Genomic DNA, 16,973 nt, shown 5'->3' with positions numbered 1-16,973 from the left:
GGGATGACCGTGTCCCAGGTCATCTCATCATCACCGTTTTCTCCTGCTTCACCACGACCAGACTTCCCGTCGGAACGTTTCGGTCCACTATTACACCGGGGCCTACAAAAGCGTTACTCCCAACCTTCCTGCCCGGGTAGATGCTAACGTTTATTCCCACCTTGACGTTGTGGCCTATTATGGCCCCGAGCTTCCGCCTTCCGGAGTCCTCAAGCTTACCCTTTATCTCGACTTTTACAGTGCCCTTGTCGTGCCTCAGATTTGCAGTGATGGTACCGGCGCCGAGGTTGGTGTTCTCCCCGATTATCGAGTCCCCGACGTAGTTAAGGTGCGGGGCATTGGAGTTGTCCATTATGATGGAGTTTTTGACCTCCACGGCGTTGCCTATGTGGCAGTTGTCGCCTATGCTCGTGTACGGCCTTATGAAGCAGTTCGGTCCGATGCGGGAGTTCCTGCCTATCTTAACCGGCCCGATTATGTAGGCCCCGCTCCTGACGACCGTGCCCTCGCCAATCTCAACGGGAGGAACCAGGGTGGCGCCTTCCTCAACGATGCCCCTGATGCTGTGTTTAAGCTTGTTTTTGAGGAGGTATTCGTTCAGCTCCAGCATGTTCCAGGGTCTGCCAACGTCGTTCCAGTAGCCGGAATAGACGGCGTAGGTTATCCTCCTCCCCGCTTCGAGCATCAGGTTGAGGGTGTCGGTTATCTCGTACTCCCCGCGCTCGCTGAGGGGGGTTTTCTTGATGAACTCGAAGACGTCGGGTTTGAAGATGTAGACGCCAAGGTTCGCGTAGCCCGAAACCCTGCCGGGCTTTTCCCTGACGGCCGTGACCAGGTTCCCCTTGACCTCGATCTTGCCGAAATGGCTCAAATCGTCGAACTCCTTGACGAGCAGCGCCGCATCAGCCCTTTCCCTCCTGAAGGCACTCACGAGTTCCTTCACTCCATCTATCTCGAAGTATATGTCCCCGTTCGCAACTATGAACTCCTCGTCCCCTATCAACTCGCCCGCGGATTCGATGGCCTTGGCGGTTCCGTCCCCCGGGAGCTGTTCGACGTAGGTTATTGGCTTTCCGTTGAACTCGTCTCCCAGGGCATTCATCAGCCTTTCCTTCTCGTAGCGAACCACCACGATGAACTCGTCCACGAAGGGGTCGAGGTTCCCAAGCACGTACTCGATTATCGCCCTGTTCGCGACCTTAAGGATCACCTTCGGCCTGTCATCGGTCAGCGGGCGCAACCTCTCACCCTTTCCAGCAGCAAGGACGACGGCCTTCACAGTATCACCCCCAGCAGGTAAACAGCGACGGCGATTGAACCAAATGCGACCAGAAAACCCCTCCGGCTGACGGATTCCGAGAGCTTTACGAGGGATTTCATCGTTACGATGCTGACGACGAACGCAGCTAGGAAAGCCGTGAAGAGCAACGAAACCGGGAGTGCGGGCTCCCAGCCCCCGAGGAACGCGAGCTTCATGACGAAGTATACGGGGGCCACGATAAAGCTCATCTCAAGGGCTCGCCTCACGTTTATGCCCGTACACAGGAGACCCAGGAGAACCAGTCCGCTCCTGGAGATGCCGCCGAGGAGTGCAATCCCCTGCGAGAGGCCGGAGAGCATGGCATCGAGGAGAGTTGCTTCACCCTTTTCCTCCCGAATGCGGCTCTCCACTCCCTTGAACGGTGCCCCTGACTTCGTACCCGCAAGCAGACCGAGGAGGATTATCAGGGCGCCAATCGCGGCGTTCACCATGTCGGAGGTTCGGGGGCCGATTACGTCCCTGACCTCGACGAGTATGGGGTAACCGAGGAGAACCGTGAAGATGGCGGCGTAGAGGAGGTACCTGGTGTCCGGGTCGAAGCTCTTCCGGAGGACATTCTGAGAACCGAGGGCTATCTCCTCCTTGAAGTAGAAGAGAACCGCGAAGGTGACCCCCAGGTAAGCGGGCACAAGGTAGTCCACGTAGGCCTGATCAATGCCCCGAAGGAGGTTTGAAACGAAGTATCCCTCCGGGCTGATGGAAAGCCAAGACGAGAGTGCAACGACGATGCCTGAAACCAAGGGGGTTACGTATTCACCGATGTTAACCATGGCAACCACACCAAGGGTTTTAATTCCCGGGAACATAAACTTTTCGAGGGGTCGTGATGAAACTGACGGTGATATACGAAAACCACGCCGGGTTTAGGAAAGGCCTCCTCGGCGCCCACGGCTTTTCGGCGCTCGTTGAGCGCGGAGGAACCAGGGTTCTCATTGACACCGGCACGGATGGGGACATGCTCCTGCACAACATGGGGGAGCTGGGAATCGACGTGGACGGGATAGACTTCCTCTTCATCACCCACGGACACTACGACCACACCGGGGGAATGAAGGCCCTCCTCGAAGCCAGAACGAAGCCGCTGAAGGTAATAGGACACCCTGAAATCTTCAGAAAAAGGATAGCCCTGAAACCCAGAAGAAGGGACATCAGCATCCCGTTCGGCATGGAGGAACTTGAAGAACTGGGAGCGGAGTTCGTTCTCAGGAAGGAGCCCTTTGAGTTCGCACCGGGGTTCTGGAGCTCGGGAGAGGTACCCAGGCGCACGTGGGACAGGGCGGTGGGCTACGTTGAAAAAGATGGAAAACTGGAGAGGGACTCCGTTCCTGACGACATGGCGCTGATAATCGACCTCGGCAATGGTGCCGCCGTCGTCACCGGCTGCGGTCACTCGGGGGTTCTGAACATAGCGTGGCACGCTGAAGACGTGAGCGGGAAGCCGGTTAAAGCGCTGATAGGAGGTTTACACCTCAACGGTGCCAAGAGGGAAATCCTCAACGAAGTTACCGGGAGGATAGAGGCCGAACGGCTCTACGCCGGCCACTGCACCGGCATTGATTCATACGCGTACCTGAAAGCCATGCTCGGTGAGAGGATAGAGCCGCTCCACGCGGGCAAGACCATCGAGCTTTAGCGAACCTTTAAATACCCAGCCGAAAAGCCCAACATCGCGAGAGAAAAGGAGGGGTGGAGAGATGAAGAATCCGTTCGAAAAAATGCCGACCGTGCTTACCGCTGACGAGCTCATCGATAAGGCCTTCCGGAGGGCCGAGAAAGCCGCATCGGCATTCACCCCCAAGGGCGGCCCAAGGGCAAAGGCGAGGCAGCGGGAGGAGCTCCGCGTAAGAACGGTCTCAAACGTGGTGAGGGACAACCTCAGAAAGCTCCTGGACAGAACGCCGGGCGTTTCGGAGTTGCCGGCGTTCTACAGGGAACTGGTTGACACGCTCGTTGACAGGGACCAGTTTCACCGCTCCCTCGCGAGGGTCAACTGGGCGATAAAAACGATAAGGAACCTGGAACAGAGGTACGTTGAAAAGATACGCTACTCCAGGGACCCAGATGAGATAGCCCGGCTCAGAAGGGCCTTCTACGGCCGCGTTGCGGACGTTCTCAGGGACATCGCCGACGACCTTGAGTACCTCAACCGGGCGAGGAACGTGCTGAAAGATTTGCCGGTCGTTGACCTTGAGCTTCCAACCGTAGTGATAGCCGGCCACCCCAACGTTGGGAAGAGCACCCTTCTGAGGGCCCTAACGAATGCGAAGCCCGAGGTCGCGAGCTATCCATTCACCACCAAGGGCATAAACGTCGGCCAGTTCGAGGAGCACTACCTTAAGTACCAAGTCATAGACACTCCAGGTCTTCTTGACAGGCCGCTGAGCGAGAGGAACGAGGTGGAGAGACAGGCCATCCTGGCGCTCAAGCACCTCGGAAAGGTCATCGTCTACATCTTCGACCCCAGCGAGTACTGCGGCTATCCGATAGAGGAGCAGACACACCTGTTCGAGGAAATTTACAGCGAATTCGGAGAGTTCCCATTCATCGTGGTCCTCAATAAGGTGGACATAGCCGACGAGGAGAAGATTAGAAGGGTAGAGGAGTTCGTCAGGGCTAAAGGTCTCGAACCCCTCAGAATCTCTGCACTCAACGGCGAAGGCCTGGATGAGCTGAAGAGACGCGTCATCGAGATGGTCAAACCGATGGTCGAGGAGCAGGCAAGAAAGATAATGGAGCGGGAGCTTAGGAAGTACCGGGAAGAGCTTGAGCTCTGACCCGCGCTTCTTTTATCTTCGTTAACCACTGTAAAGCCAGAAAAGTTAACGATAGCGTAAAGTTTTTAGGGTTAACGGTACTTAACGATAATCATGGATGTGAACGAACTTCTGGCACTCATCCGTCAGGGGGAGAACGAGAGGATAGAGTTCAAACGCAGGGCAACGCCTGAAATCGCCAGAGAGATATGCGCCATGGCCAACGCCGACGGTGGCTACATTCTGATAGGCGTAAGCGACGAGGGCAATGTTTTGGGATGTGACATCAAAAAGGCCAGGGAAACGATATCCTCCTCACTTCAGAGCGTCACCCCGCCTCTGCAGGTAAAAACCCACGTGCTTGAGATTGGTGGCAGAAACGTTCTTGTCGTAGAGGTTCCAAAGTCCCGGAACCTCTGCTCCATCGGCGGAGTCGCCTACATCAGGATAGGCTCTGGAATAAGGCCCCTTTCAATCCAGGAGATTCTCATGCTCTCCTCCGAGCTGGGGGCGGTTACCTGGGACGAGTTTCCAGCGGCCGAGCTCACGAAGATGAAGGAAGAATACGTTGAGTGGTTTTTCTCGGCGGTGGAGAAGGCAAGGGGCAGGCGTATCCCGCGGGAAGACTGGAGCCGCTACCTGAGGAGTTCAAAGGCGATTAAGGGGGACAAGCTAACGAACGCGGGGGTCCTGTTTTTCACCGATGTCGACGAGTTCATACCGCACGCAGGGGGCAGAATCGTCAAAATGGACGGGGAGAGACCCGTATGGAGCAGGGAGTTCCACGGGCCGGTATGGAAGGTTATAGATGAGATGTACGCGGAGCTTCTTTCCCAGTTCAGCACGATAGAAGTGGTGGTGGGGACAAAGAGAACCAAACTGCCCGAGTATCCCACAAGGGCCGTTAGGGAGGCTATCATAAACGCCTTCGCCCACAGAAACTACGCAATCCCCGCGGACGTCAGGATTTTCATTCATCCCGATAGGATTGTAATAAGAAATCCGGGGGGCCTGATGCCGGGAGTGGACCTCGAAGACCCCGAACACGTGCCGAGGAACCCCAACCTTTGTGGACTCATGTACGATGCGGGCTACATCGAGAAGTACGGCTATGGGTTGAGGTTAATCCGCGAGGAATGCAGGAAGCACGGCCTCGTGGAGGTGGAGTTCAAGAGCAGCGCAAACCGCTTTGAAGTGGTCTTCAAGAAGAAAACCGGCGAGCTTCTGGATGATACTGATAGGAAAATCCTTGAGTTTCTCGCCGTCCCTAGGAGAAGCGGGGAGATAGCAGAGTACGTTGGCCTCTCGAAGCCTGCCGTGTTAAAGAGGCTTGAAAAGCTCGAAGCCCTTGGCCTCGTGAAGGCCATCGGAAGGGGCGCCCAGAGAAGGTACGAGATAGTTCGTCGTTAACCACTGCAAAGCCATGAAAGTTAACGGTAGCGTAAAGTTCTCAGGGTTAACGGTACTTAACGATAGCATTTAAAAGGAGAAAAGAGTTCAGGCGCTCTCTTCCTTGATGAGAACGGCGTTGACGACGCCGTCCTGACCGGGCCTGCTGGTGACGATGGCCTTGCCTGCCTCGGTCTCGATGATGGCGCCCTTGGTGATGATGTTCCTCCTGACGTACTGCCTGTTGGCCGGGTTCTGAATGACGCTGATTATCTTAACCTTCTTGCCCTTGCCGTTCTCGAAGACGTTGGCGTAGAGGGCCTCGATGAGCCTAACCTTCCTGTTGCCACCGTAGGTTCTGATTATCTTCTTCTTTTCCCTGTCCTCACCGACCTTGGTGAAAGCTGGCTCTCTTCCCAGCTCCCTCTTCCTCTTCTTTCTAGCGAGGATAATCCTTCCGCCTGAAGGCTTTTTGAGTGACCTTCCCTGCCATATAGCCATTTATCTCACCTCATGAGCTTAATACTCAACCTATCGCCACTTTGGGGGGTTCGTTTATAAGCTTTTCTAGCCGTTCTGGTTGTCCGCTACTTCTGGAACTTGTGAACCAATCGTAGCGGATAACCTTCCTCCTCCCATTTTCATTGGAGGGCTTTCAGGGGGAACGGAGACCCCACATCTTCGGGTTGAGCACTCCCCATTCGGGCTTAACAACCCCACATACCAGAGACTGCCCCCCACCACAACATAAACTCCAAAACTATTTTAAAAATTACGCAAAACAAAATCCCAAACGCTTCAAATGTTACAAACTAAGAAACAGCCCCTTCAAAAAATTTAAAAAGGCCCACCCCCTTACTCCAACGGGTGGTGGAATGGGGGCAATGGACGCGTTCGTTAAAACGTTCTCGCTCATGGTGGAAGCAAGAAAGCTCTACATACCCGCGCTGGTATTCTCCCTCATCCTGGCTCCAATAGCGGCTTACCTCCTTCCAGAACCTCACTTCGATTACACGCCCGGCTACGAAAGCCACGGCAACGTGGTGGTGGAGGAGTACGGAAGCGACATCAATCTTGAGGACGAATTTCTCGGATACCTAAAGGAGCTTGCCAAAACCGCCGCACTGCTGACACTGATAAGCTTCATACTGGGTTCAGCCGCCCAGTACGCCACGACCAGGGGAGCACTGCTGCATTACTCCGGGGAAAATTACAGGCTGGGGGAGCTGCTGATCGACGGGGTGAAGCACATACCCGGCGTCGTGGTGATCAGCCTTCTCTTTATGATGGTCTCCCTCGGCATGGCAGGAATCGCGGTCATCCCAATGGTCGCTGGAGCGTTCTTCCTGCCGGCGGGCCTAATCCTGATAATTATCGGCATACTCCTCCTGGTGCTCATCATGGCAATCACCACAAGCCTGAGCGCCGTGGCCGTTCCACTCTACGTGGACAAGGGAAGGCTCAGTGCGGCTTTCGAAGCCTTCGGACTGACGTTCAGAAACGTTTCAAGCAGCCTCGCGTTTGGTTTCCTGCTCTGGGTGGGGATCATTGCAGTACTGGCCGTTTCGAGTCCCATCACCCTCGTGGCAGACGCCGTGGCCTCGGAGGAGGCTGCAAAGTACATCGTTCAGTTCCTCCAGGCGCCGTTCAATGCCCTCATGATAGAGTTCGTCTGCGTTGGAGGGGTCGCGTTCTACAGGGAGCTGCAGAAGATGGAAGAGCTCAAAAAGGTGGATGAAGAGCTGAAAGAACTGGGAATAGAGGTTTAAGCCCCGTACTTCTTTTCTTTTGCGGCCTTGACAAGCCCTCTGAATACCGGCGCCGGGTTCATAGGCCTGGACTTGAACTCCGGGTGGAACTGGGTTGCTATGAAGTACCTCTTATCCGGAAGCTCAAGTATCTCCATCCTTCTCTCATCGTCCCCAGCTATTCCGCTGAAGACCAGGCCGGCCTTCTCAAACTTCTCTATGTAATCCGGGTTAACCTCCCAGCGGTGCCTGTGACGCTCGTAGATCAGATCCTTCCCGTAGATCTCCCTCGCGAGGGTTCCTGCCCTTACCTTAACGGGATATGCACCGAGGCGCATCGTTCCGCCGAGCTTGTCGAGCCCCCTCTGTTCCGGCATCAAATCAACGACGGGATGAGGCGTCTGGGGATCAATCTCCGTTGAGTGCGCACCCGCAAGCCCCAGAACGTTGCGCGCAAACTCAACAACCGTGAGCTGGAAGCCGAAGCATATCCCAAGGAAAGGTATGTCGTTCTCCCTCGCGTAGCGGGCCGCGAGCATCTTGCCCTCGGTTCCGCGCGCCCCGAAGCCGCCGGGAACTATTATGCCGTCAACACCTTCGAGGAGCTTTGTGCCGCTCTTCTCAAGGTCCTCCGCCTCGATCCAGCGTATCCTCACCTTCACGCCGTTGGCGACACTTGAGTGCTTCAGGGCCTCCTTTATGCTGAGGTACGAATCCGCAAGCTTGACGTACTTCCCAACCACGGCAATCTCAACGGTGTCCTCCAGGGACTTGTACCTCTCGACCATCTCGCGCCAAGCGTCGAGTTCGGGCTCCGCCTCCGGAAGACCGAGCCTCTTGGTGATGTACCTCGCGAGGCCCTCCTTTTCAAGCATGAGCGGAACCTCGTAGGTATCCTCAACGTCGTAGGCGCTTATGACGGCCTCCGGCGGAACGTTGGTGAAGAGGCTTATCTTCCTCCTGGCGCTCTCCTCAAGCGGATCCTCCGAGCGGGCAACTATGGCATCGGGCTGGATTCCAAGGCTTCTAAGCTCCTTGACGCTGTGCTGGGTCGGCTTCGTCTTCTGCTCGCCAACGACCTTGAGCTTCGGCACGTAGGTAACGTGGACAAAGGCGACGTTCTCCCTCCCCTCCTCCAGCTGCATCTGACGGGCAGCCTCAAGGAAGGGCATGCTCTCTATGTCGCCGACGGTTCCGCCAATCTCGACGACAACGACGTCGTGGTCGCGGGCTATCTCCCTTATGCGCTCCTTTATCTCGTTGGTGATGTGGGGGATAACCTGAACGGTCGCGCCCAGGTAGTCTCCCCTGCGCTCCTTTTCAATGACCGCGGAATAGACCTTTCCAGTGGTTATGTTGTGGTCAAAGGTCAGGCTGGTGTCCAGAAAGCGCTCGTAGTTGCCGAGGTCAAGGTCAACCTCACCGCCGTCGTCAAGCACGAAGACCTCGCCGTGCTGATATGGGTTCATCGTCCCGGCGTCGTAGTTGAGGTAGGGGTCTATCTTGATGTTGGTCGTTCTGAAGCCCCTCGCCTTCATGAGCATTCCGAGGGAAGCGCTGGTTATACCCTTTCCAAGACCGCTGACGACACCACCAGTGACGAATATGAACTTTGTCATGGCAAAACCTCCACCGGTTATGTCGTTGGTTGATTGGTGAGTGCTTAAAAGCTTTGTTGGTGGGGTGAGGAAAAGCTTAAAAGGCTCCACGTTAATACTATCTACTGATGTAACTATGGAAACTGTCAGCCTGGACGTATCCGCAACACTCAGGAATAGGAAATTCTTCGCCCTGCTACTCCTGGCGCTTCTGGTGACCTACGCACTTCCGTTTCCCCTCATCAACGGCCCGCTTCAGACCTATTCACGGCTCAGGGAAATAACGGAACGGATGACCAAGGAAAACGACGCCATAGTCTGCCACAGAGTCCTTGATACAAATCCCGACTTCTTCGAATCCCACGGGATGAAATGCGATGACGAGTACTACAGGCCGAACGAGTCCACGGTGACCGCGGGCGACTTGATAGTTTACGAGGACACGTACAATGAGTACCTGAGGACAAGGGAAGACCTGAAACGCGGACTGCCCGCGTTCATCCTCTTCGCGATATTCGTCTTTCTGGTCACGTTAGGCTTCGGATACTCCATGGTGGATTTTGCCGTTGGCCTCTCAGCCGGGACCGAAAGAAGGCTCCGGGACTCGCTAACCTCAGGCCTCCGCGCGATCCCCGCCCTCGCCGCTTCCGAGATTCTGGTTTTCGTCGTACTGCTACTGGTTCTGATACTCCTAGCGATTCCGATGGTGCTTTTAGGCCCATTCAGCAACGTTCTGGCAGGACTCGTAGTGTCTCCAGCTTTCGCGCTGGTGGTTCCCGCTTACTACTTCACAAAAAACATCTCGCTGATTGGGGAGATATGGCGCGTGGTGAAAAGGAACACCGGGGGATACTTTGCCCTTGGGGCCGGTCTCGTGCTGGTTGACGGATTGATGGTCCTCCAGTACAACCTGGGCCTCGGAATCTGGACGCTCCTTATCATGGTCATGATAGGGGCGGTGAGGTACCCGCTAAATAGCCTGGGGGCACTTAAAGTTTACCTGGACACTGGGCGGGAAGAAGAGACGAGCAACGGGGAGAAAGAGTGATCAGCCGTCAAGCTCCAGACCGTTCCCCTCTTCCTCCTCGGTGAGCTCCCTTATCTCATAGACCTTGAGCGGAACCTTCTTGAGGGCCTTGCCGATGACGGCCTTGGCTATCCTTTCGGCGTGCTCGATGGTTTGAGCGTTGTATACCTTAATCGTCAGGTACATTCCAACCAGGCCCACGGAGCCTATGACGAAGGCGCTCTCAAAGTGGGCCCCGCATACCGGACACTGGGAGTAGCCGATTTCAACGCGCACGAAGTCGAGCTTCTCCTTGTTGAGGGCCTTAGCCACCTTGCTCACAGCCACATTTATCGCGTCCTCGCTCGTCTCGACGTCCCTCACTATAATGGGTGCCTCCAAAACAACCACGTAGTCCCCCATAGCTCCCACCTCAGCCAAAGGCAAACAGTCTGTCGTCCTCTCCCCTAAAGACTCCGAGCCTTACGCCGGCATCGATGAAACCGTGGGCGTAGTTGAGCGCGGCAAAGGCAGTCACGTAGTCGCCTTTCTCGTAGTAGTACCTTGCATCCTCAAAATAGCTCCTCGCCATGGTGAGGAAGTCCTCCGCAACGGTTCTTAAAAGGCTCTTCTCATGAACCGCTATTTCAAGGGTCTCCAGCGCTTCAGCGGTGATTTTAAAGTACCTCTGGAGCTTTTCTTCGGTTATCTCCCGTCCCACCGGTCTCGCCTCACGGTTGGTTGGGGGAGAGTCTTATAAACCTTATCCCATGAATTGGCATCCCACGGTTGACCAACGTTCACAAGGTCGGCCCTCAGTTGGGCGCTCTTACCTTCAAAGCGCTCCGAGGAGGACATAAAGGCGAAGGAACAAAGCGTAAAGTTTATAAAGCCAACCCGATGATAGGTAAATGCCCGCACGGGTGAGGGCCCGGGGAGGAACGTAAGCCGGGTTTTAGAGCCGTGCGGTGCTGTTGGGTGTGGGCCGGTAGCTCAGCCTGGTATGAGCGCCGCCTTGGCAAGGCGGAGGCCCCGGGTTCAAATCCCGGCCGGTCCACCATCCTTGGGTTGGGCCCGTGGTCTAGACTGGTTATGACGCCACCCTGACAAGGTGGAGGTCCGGGGTTCGAATCCCCGCGGGCCCACCATAAGAACCTTTTACCAAGCAAAAATCTGATCGAGGAGTGATTTTTTGTGAAGTGCTCTTTTGGAAGGGTTCAGTGAATCCTTGTTCGGGAATGCTCCAATGACAGTACAACATCATAATGCAAATTGGAAAGGGAATCACGGACTTTTGGTCAAGCTTTGCGAAGCAACGTTTCCTGGGAACAAACCATAAATACCCTACCGCTTACCTACCCTCGATGAGCGCTCCGGTCTTTAACTCGAAACTCTGTGCGGTCTGCAAGGGCAGAAAGCTCCTCTGTGGAAGACCAACCTGTCCGATCCTTGAGAGGTTTAGGGTAGCTCGCACCGTCGAGCAGAAACTGAACAAACGCCATCTCTTTGGCTCCTCCCCTCCAAGCATCTTTGTTGGGGAGTACGGTTATCCCAAGGTTCGCATAGGCCCGCTCGTGCCCCCAATCGAGGGAAACACCAGCCATCTAGACAGCCCGATGAAGTGGGAGAACAGGACTATAAAGGACATCCTCTACTACCGCTCGCTTCTCGTCATGGGCGAGACGAAGGCCGACGTTCGCGTGAGGCGAAGCGGTAGAATCCTCGGCGAGGTTCAGGAACTGGCGATGTCGATAAAGCCCGTTGACAGCGAGGTGCTCCTCAAGAGGAAGCCCGTTCTCAAAGTTATCCCCAGCGAGTTTGCGCCGCCGATAGGGCCGAAGGCCGAGCTGCTTGACTTCGAGCTCACTGAGAATCCCAGGATTCCAAGGAGGACCGACTACGTCGTGAGTGATGAGCTGAAGGCGGAAGCGGCTATAATGCGCCTCTACAACTGGGGCTTCGACGAGTACTACATCATAAGGCTCCTCTCCGCCGGTCTCCTCGGCCTCGACAAGAGACTCGTCCCAACGAGGTGGGGCATAACTGCCGTTCAGGATACGATAGGGAAGAACCTGCGGAGGGAAATCCTCCACTATCCTGAGATAAACGACTATGAAGTGTACTTCCACAGGTTCATGGGCAACCGCTACGCAGTTCTCATGATGCCGGAGCCTTACGCCTTCGAACTTCTTGAGGTCTGGCTGAAGGGCTCGCTCTTCGGTGCGAGCGAGCCGAGTGTAATCCACGACTACGAGGACTTCCGCGGGAGGAAGGAGTACGTCAAGGAAACCGCCGGTGCCTACCACGCCGCCCGCTTGAGCGTCCTCGAAGCCCTTAGGGCAAGGAGGCGGCAGGCGAGGGCCGTGGTCTTCCGCGAGGTAACGCCGGAGTACTATGCCCCTGTTGGCGTCTGGCAGATTCGCCTCGGAGTGAAGAAGGCGATGGGCAACTTGATAGGGCGCTTCGAGACGCTCAACGAGGCCCTTGACGCCATAAGGGGGCGTCTTGAGCATCCCTTTGAGAGATACCTTGCGAGAAGCTACATCCTCGGGAGCCTCGCGAGACAGAAAACCCTGGACGAATGGCTCGGAAAGAATTTATACCGCATCACCGGAGAAAGGGCAGGTGGATGATGACCACTCCATCCCACTGAAGATGATGGAGTGCACGTCAGGCTGACACCGGTGATGGAAATGAGAAAAAAGCTCGCCCTCATAAGCATCGACGGGAACGGCCTTTACAACCTCAAACATATGCCATTCCTGAGCGAGTTAGCCGAGAGCGGAAGCTTTGCGGTGGTTGATTCCATCTTCCCAACGCTCACCGACCTAGTTCACACGAGCGTCATGACCGGTGTGTGGCCGAAAGACCACGGCGTCGTTGAGAACGGCTACTACGACCGCCTCGCTGACAGGAAGGTCAACTTCTATGACTACGAAATAGCGTTCAACCCCCACAGTGTCATCAAGGCTCCAACGGTCGTTGATATTCTCCGTGCCAGGGGCGTTAGAACCGCCAGCGTCTCCGGGTACACCATGCCACCCTTCAGCGGCACCGACGTGAGGATTTTTCCGCCCTTCTTCTCAAGCGATAGGATGTACCGCCAGCACGGACGGGACTGGAGGAAGGACGCCTGGGTTCTCAGCTCCGCGCTGTACCTCTACGAGGAGTGCAGGCCTGACCTGTTGCTCGTCCACTTCGCCTCGATTGACGGCATGAGCCATGATCACGGCCCTCTGAGCGAGGGGGCTCTAAAGGCCGTTGAGACCGTTGACACTGCAGTTAGAACCCTATGGGAGCGCCTCAAAGACGAATACGCCTTCATAATCTTCGCCGACCACGGGCAGGAGGAGGTTCACACCTGGGTGAACCTGAGGACTTACCTGAGGAAGTACGGGATTGAGACCCTCCGGGTTTCCTCCGGCGGCGGGGTTCATGTCTATCTGAGGAATCCAAACGAGGCCGAGGAGGCCTTTGAGGTTCTCAGACGGGCGCCGGGAGTTAAGGCCGTCTTCTTCCGTGAGGATTTGGAGTATCTCAACAGCCCGAACAGCGGCGAGCTGATAGTCTCCGCCAAGCCCGGCTACTGGTTCTGCTCCCACAGGATGTGCAAGGGCATAAAGGGAGTGAGCCACTGGGTTAGGGGGATGCACGGCTCGATGAACGAACCGGCCCTTAAAGTTCCGCTGATTCTGTGGGGATTTGAGGATGCCAAGCCTGAGAATGCAAGCCTTATGGACATAGCGCCGACGGTGCTGAAGTTCTTCGGAGTCGAGAAGCCGGGAAACATGGTTGGGAAGAGTTTGGTTTAAGAGGGATTGGGGAGGTAGCTATGGAGCTAAACCTCCACGTTGACGATACAGTGCTCTCGGACATAACCTCTGGTGGAGTGAAGGATCCCTTTGAAGTATTCAGGATAGGGCAAGAAATTGAGATAGAACCCGTTATCGAGGCTACCATAGACAACGTGGAGGTACTAAACAACGCAACCCCTTCAATTGAACCCCTGGACAATGAAGGGAGGTATAGCGTAGTCGCCAGGATTCTTGGCGGGTACGCCCGGACAATTCCCGAAGCGGGGCGAGACGTGCCGTGTGATGATGAGAAGAGGAAAACCTGGTGGGGAACGGTGTACCTCGCGGTGGACTTCGGGGTTCTCTCAAGGGCGGTCATAGGTTTTCCGGTTCGCTTTCGGCTTTGCAGGGAAGGAGAGTCCTTCGTGTACGTCCCCATTGAGGAGAAGCTGACCGGGGAGATGACCTTCAAACGAGGGGAGTACATAAAAATAACCGGCCGGCTCTCCCCCGTGTTTCTGGACTTCTGGGAGGGTGCCATCACCGTGAGGCCCTTCAGGGGCATTATCAGGGGATTCAGGCTTTTACCCGGGAACGATGGAATCCTGAGAGTTGAGGTTACTGGGAAAGGGAAAACCGAGCAAGTGAGAGGTGGTGGCCAAATGTTCTTCGGTGACTTCGCCTATGACGGCTATTACGCCAGATCTTCACCGAGAATCGATAAAGACAGAAACTCATTCCGGGTGAGGTTTAGCAAAGTCTAGAATGAGCTCCCTTTTAAAGCCACTCGATTTTCACCTTGTCCTCAACGCTCTTGAACTCGTCATCACCCGTTAAAAGAACCGCATCGAGGTCCATTGCAGTAGCGGCGGCGAAAGCATCGGCATAGCTCAACTTGTGAAAGGCCTTTATCCTGCCCGCCATCAGGGCAAGCCTTTCATCAGCAATGACGAACGTTATTGGTTCTTTCTTTAAAAGGGCCATCGCAATATTGGCCACATCAACCCCTTTTCGCCTTGAGAGGACATAATAGACTTCCCCGAGGTTAACCACGTTCATATACAATTTCGCCTTTCCATTCCTTCCGAGATCAAGGTATTTCTGAACCTTTTCGGATACGGGCTCGTCGTTTATGTAGGCAAGAACTGCGTGGCTGTCCAGAACAACTTTCATCCTCAGTCCTCCAGTTCTTCTTCCTCTGCTCTAATCTCTCGCAGAATCTCTTTTGCGGGTTTTTCAAACTTCACGAGTCCCCTGAGTTTTAGGCCTTTCTTTATCGGAACTATCACAATCTCGTTCCCAAAGTCAAGAACCTCAAGCTCGTCGCCCTCTTTGATGCCGAACTTCTCACGAATGGCTTTGGGTAAAACTATCTGGCCCTTTGAAGAAACTTTTACAGTGGTCATCTTACATTCACCAGAATAGTCTTACTCACAAAGCATAAAAACCTTCCGATAACAACGCGAGAAAAGCGAAGAATAGTGGAGAAAGCCTGCCAGCCCTCAGCGTGAGGACTGGGCAATCCTCTCGATCTCTTCCTTCTTGCTGTAGGCGAAGCTCTTCGGGTCCTTGTTGGCGGCGGCGATTATTTCCTCCGCCAAAGCCTGGGCGTAGCTGGTCTTGTTCCTGTAGCACTTGGCGCTCGCACCGAGGGCGAGGTTCTTGAGGGCTATGTCGAGCCTCCTGAGGGGTGCAACGTCAACGGCCATGTGGTAGCGGATTCCACCGAAGGCGATGGTGGTCGTGTCCTCCCTCGGGGCGGAGTTCTCAAGGGCCCTGACGAGAACCTGAATCGGGTTCTGCTTGGTTCTCCTCTCGATGATCATGAAGGCCTCCTTAACGACCTCGTAGGCCTTCATCTTCTTGCTCATGAGCGAGCGGTGCTCCCTTCTCATGAAGTGGCCGCCGACCTTGTGGCCGCTGGCGCCGCTGCGCATGACCTTGTTGATGAGCCTCTCAACGATGTGAACCTGAGCCTTTCCGAAGGACTTCTTGGCGTGCCTTCCGTGGCTGTGCGGGAGGATTCTCGCATCGAGGTTTATGTATGGCCTGAGCGACGGGTCGTTCACGACGACGTCCTCAACGCTCCATCTGCCCATGACCTTAAGCTCCTTAGGCTGGTAAAAGCGCTCAGCGATTGCCTTGGCCATTCACTTCACCTCCTCGGCTTCTCCTTCCTTCCCTTGACGAGCTCCTTGAGGCTGACCCTGTTGACCTTGACGACCTTGTACCTGATTCCCGGGATATCACCCATGGAACCACCCTTGGGGCCGCCGATTCCCTCGATGATGACCTCGTCGTGCTCGTCTATGTGGTTGATGGCACCGTCACCGGGGGTGAAGGCAGTGACGACCTTACCGTTCTTGATGAGCTGAACACGGACTGCTTTACGCATAGCGGAGTTCGGCTGCTTTGCCTCGACGGCTATCTTCTCAAGGACTATTCCCTTGGCCTGCGGGGCGCCTTCGAGCGGGTCGCTCTTCTCCTTGAGGCGGAGAACCCTTCTCTTGTACCTTATGTCGCTCCAGCGGAACTTCTTTCTCTTGAGCTTGAGCTTCCTTCCGGCAAACTCTCCATACGGGGCCTTCTTTCCAGGCATGAGCATCACCTCAAATTATGATCACATCTTGAATGCCGTGGTGTCTCTCCATCAACTCTTTCACGAGGTTGATGTTCTGGCCGCCCCTTCCGATGGCGCGAGGCTTCTCGCGCGGGCTGATGTCGAGGAGGGCGACCTTCTTACCATCACGCTTCTCAGTGATGTGGACCTTTTTAACCTTAACCCCAAGGCTCTTATAAATGTTCCTCAGGAACTCTTCGGGGTTCTCGGAGTGCTCGATGAGCTCTATGTCCTTTCCGAGCATGTTCTGGACGCGTTTGACGTTGGCTCCCTTCTTTCCGAGGGCCAGTCCCATCTCACCCTTCTTGATGACGTAGATGAGCCTGTTCCTGTTCGTGTCTATGAGGCAGTCCATGACGGTCGCTCCGGTCATGCTCTCGAAGAGCGCTATGAACTTGATCTGGTCGGTGTTGAGCTTGAGCGGCATTACTCCTTACCCCCAGCCAAGGCCAGTATCTTGCTCTCACCGGGGTCTATCACGGCGAGGGCCGAAACGGTGTGCGGCCTTCCGAGGAGGGTTCCGAGCTCGACGCTGGTTCCCTCGAACTCGTAAACCGGTATGCCGCTGAGCTTGGCGTAGTACTCGATGTCCTCCTTGATGTCCGGTCTGGCGTTCTTGGCCACTATGACCATCCTGGCCCCGCCCATCTTGGCGTACTGAAGGGCCTTCTTGGCTCCCATGATTATCTTTCCGGTCTCCTCAGCCTTCCTAAGTTCGAACGCAAAGTCAACCATTAACTACAC

20 protein-coding genes and 2 tRNA genes are annotated in these 16,973 nt (G+C 55.3%); 10 read left to right on the top strand and 12 right to left on the bottom strand.

Annotation, left to right across the window (positions count from 1 at the left end; genetic code table 11):
- Positions 1-19: 19 nt before the first annotated feature.
- Both glmU and E3E51_RS03420 read right to left on the bottom strand, forming a co-directional pair.
- On the bottom strand, positions 20-1,279 hold the full coding sequence (glmU, locus tag E3E51_RS03425) for a bifunctional sugar-1-phosphate nucleotidylyltransferase/acetyltransferase (protein ID WP_167911756.1): 1,260 nt from the start codon (positions 1,277-1,279) through the stop codon (positions 20-22).
- Positions 1,276-2,091 carry an undecaprenyl-diphosphate phosphatase gene (locus tag E3E51_RS03420; RefSeq protein WP_167912097.1) on the bottom strand — a complete coding sequence of 272 codons (816 nt, stop codon included), beginning with the start codon at positions 2,089-2,091 and terminating at the stop codon, positions 1,276-1,278. The genes glmU and E3E51_RS03420 overlap by 4 nt, the downstream gene beginning before the upstream one ends.
- Positions 2,092-2,147: 56 nt before the next feature.
- On the opposite strand from E3E51_RS03420, the gene E3E51_RS03415 reads away from it, so the two are divergent.
- From E3E51_RS03415 to E3E51_RS03405, 3 genes are all read left to right on the top strand, one after another.
- Positions 2,148-2,954, top strand: coding sequence for an MBL fold metallo-hydrolase (locus tag E3E51_RS03415; protein WP_167911755.1), 807 nt, complete (start codon positions 2,148-2,150; stop codon positions 2,952-2,954).
- Between the two features lie 61 nt (positions 2,955-3,015).
- Positions 3,016-4,095 carry an NOG1 family protein gene (locus E3E51_RS03410; protein WP_167911754.1) on the top strand — a complete coding sequence of 360 codons (1,080 nt, stop codon included), beginning with the start codon at positions 3,016-3,018 and terminating at the stop codon, positions 4,093-4,095.
- Between the two features lie 93 nt (positions 4,096-4,188).
- Entirely contained in the window at positions 4,189-5,484 is a 1,296-nt protein-coding gene (locus E3E51_RS03405) for a helix-turn-helix domain-containing protein (RefSeq protein WP_167911753.1), read from the top strand.
- 87 nt (positions 5,485-5,571) lie between these two features.
- Here E3E51_RS03405 and E3E51_RS03400 read toward each other — a convergent pair whose 3' ends face one another.
- Entirely contained in the window at positions 5,572-5,964 is a 393-nt protein-coding gene (locus E3E51_RS03400; protein WP_088180087.1) for a 30S ribosomal protein S8e, read from the bottom strand.
- 374 nt (positions 5,965-6,338) lie between these two features.
- On the opposite strand from E3E51_RS03400, the gene E3E51_RS03395 reads away from it, so the two are divergent.
- Positions 6,339-7,232 (top strand): DUF4013 domain-containing protein, encoded by an 894-nt coding sequence (locus E3E51_RS03395; protein WP_167911752.1) that lies wholly within the window; start codon positions 6,339-6,341, stop codon positions 7,230-7,232.
- Here the strand turns inward: E3E51_RS03395 and E3E51_RS03390 are convergent.
- Complete coding sequence (locus E3E51_RS03390) at positions 7,229-8,830, bottom strand: CTP synthase (RefSeq protein ID WP_167911751.1); 1,602 nt, start codon at positions 8,828-8,830, stop codon at positions 7,229-7,231. The genes E3E51_RS03395 and E3E51_RS03390 overlap by 4 nt on opposite strands.
- A gap of 115 nt (positions 8,831-8,945) precedes the next feature.
- On the opposite strand from E3E51_RS03390, the gene E3E51_RS03385 reads away from it, so the two are divergent.
- Complete coding sequence (locus E3E51_RS03385; protein WP_167911750.1) at positions 8,946-9,857, top strand: hypothetical protein; 912 nt, start codon at positions 8,946-8,948, stop codon at positions 9,855-9,857.
- Here the strand turns inward: E3E51_RS03385 and E3E51_RS03380 are convergent, their stop codons facing one another.
- Together E3E51_RS03380 and E3E51_RS03375 are read right to left on the bottom strand one after the other, a co-directional pair.
- Positions 9,858-10,238 (bottom strand): DUF555 domain-containing protein, encoded by a 381-nt coding sequence (locus E3E51_RS03380; protein WP_088180083.1) that lies wholly within the window; start codon positions 10,236-10,238, stop codon positions 9,858-9,860.
- A gap of 10 nt (positions 10,239-10,248) precedes the next feature.
- Positions 10,249-10,536, bottom strand: coding sequence for a DUF357 domain-containing protein (locus tag E3E51_RS03375; RefSeq protein WP_088866528.1), 288 nt, complete (start codon positions 10,534-10,536; stop codon positions 10,249-10,251).
- A 261-nt stretch (positions 10,537-10,797) separates the two neighbouring features.
- Between E3E51_RS03375 and E3E51_RS03370 the strand changes: the two genes are divergently transcribed.
- From E3E51_RS03370 to E3E51_RS03350, 5 genes are all read left to right on the top strand, one after another.
- Positions 10,798-10,875 (top strand) — tRNA-Ala (locus tag E3E51_RS03370).
- Positions 10,876-10,885: 10 nt separating this feature from the next.
- Positions 10,886-10,963, top strand: a tRNA-Val gene (locus E3E51_RS03365).
- Positions 10,964-11,179: 216 nt separating this feature from the next.
- Positions 11,180-12,448: an Nre family DNA repair protein gene (locus E3E51_RS03360; RefSeq protein ID WP_167911749.1), complete on the top strand. Its 1,269-nt coding sequence runs from the start codon at positions 11,180-11,182 to the stop codon at positions 12,446-12,448.
- 60 nt (positions 12,449-12,508) lie between these two features.
- Entirely contained in the window at positions 12,509-13,627 is a 1,119-nt protein-coding gene (locus E3E51_RS03355) for an alkaline phosphatase family protein (RefSeq protein WP_167912096.1), read from the top strand.
- A 20-nt stretch (positions 13,628-13,647) separates the two neighbouring features.
- Positions 13,648-14,373: a hypothetical protein gene (locus E3E51_RS03350; RefSeq protein ID WP_167911748.1), complete on the top strand. Its 726-nt coding sequence runs from the start codon at positions 13,648-13,650 to the stop codon at positions 14,371-14,373.
- A 13-nt stretch (positions 14,374-14,386) separates the two neighbouring features.
- Here the strand turns inward: E3E51_RS03350 and E3E51_RS03345 are convergent, their stop codons facing one another.
- The 6 genes from E3E51_RS03345 to E3E51_RS03320 all read right to left on the bottom strand — a co-directional run bounded on the left by E3E51_RS03345 (position 14,387) and on the right by E3E51_RS03320 (position 16,964).
- The gene (locus E3E51_RS03345; protein WP_167911747.1) at positions 14,387-14,782 is read right to left on the bottom strand and encodes a type II toxin-antitoxin system VapC family toxin; all 396 of its coding nucleotides are present in this window, start codon (positions 14,780-14,782) and stop codon (positions 14,387-14,389) included.
- 2 nt (positions 14,783-14,784) lie between these two features.
- Positions 14,785-15,015 (bottom strand): AbrB/MazE/SpoVT family DNA-binding domain-containing protein, encoded by a 231-nt coding sequence (locus E3E51_RS03340; protein WP_167911746.1) that lies wholly within the window; start codon positions 15,013-15,015, stop codon positions 14,785-14,787.
- A gap of 96 nt (positions 15,016-15,111) precedes the next feature.
- Positions 15,112-15,759 carry a 30S ribosomal protein S7 gene (locus E3E51_RS03335; protein WP_167911745.1) on the bottom strand — a complete coding sequence of 216 codons (648 nt, stop codon included), beginning with the start codon at positions 15,757-15,759 and terminating at the stop codon, positions 15,112-15,114.
- Positions 15,760-15,764: 5 nt separating this feature from the next.
- Complete coding sequence (locus tag E3E51_RS03330) at positions 15,765-16,208, bottom strand: 30S ribosomal protein S12 (RefSeq protein WP_014788295.1); 444 nt, start codon at positions 16,206-16,208, stop codon at positions 15,765-15,767.
- Positions 16,209-16,218: 10 nt separating this feature from the next.
- Entirely contained in the window at positions 16,219-16,656 is a 438-nt protein-coding gene (locus E3E51_RS03325; protein ID WP_167911744.1) for a NusA-like transcription termination signal-binding factor, read from the bottom strand.
- Positions 16,656-16,964 (bottom strand): 50S ribosomal protein L30e, encoded by a 309-nt coding sequence (locus E3E51_RS03320; protein WP_088179998.1) that lies wholly within the window; start codon positions 16,962-16,964, stop codon positions 16,656-16,658. Before E3E51_RS03320 ends, E3E51_RS03325 begins: the two co-directional genes overlap by 1 nt.
- Positions 16,965-16,973: the final 9 nt, after the last annotated feature.

Origin of the sequence: Thermococcus sp. 21S7 (assembly GCF_012027615.1) — an archaeon.
GTDB lineage: Archaea > Methanobacteriota_B > Thermococci > Thermococcales > Thermococcaceae > Thermococcus.
The sequence above is the reverse complement of the archived record's forward strand: the minus strand, read 5'-3'. Positions and strand labels throughout refer to the sequence as shown.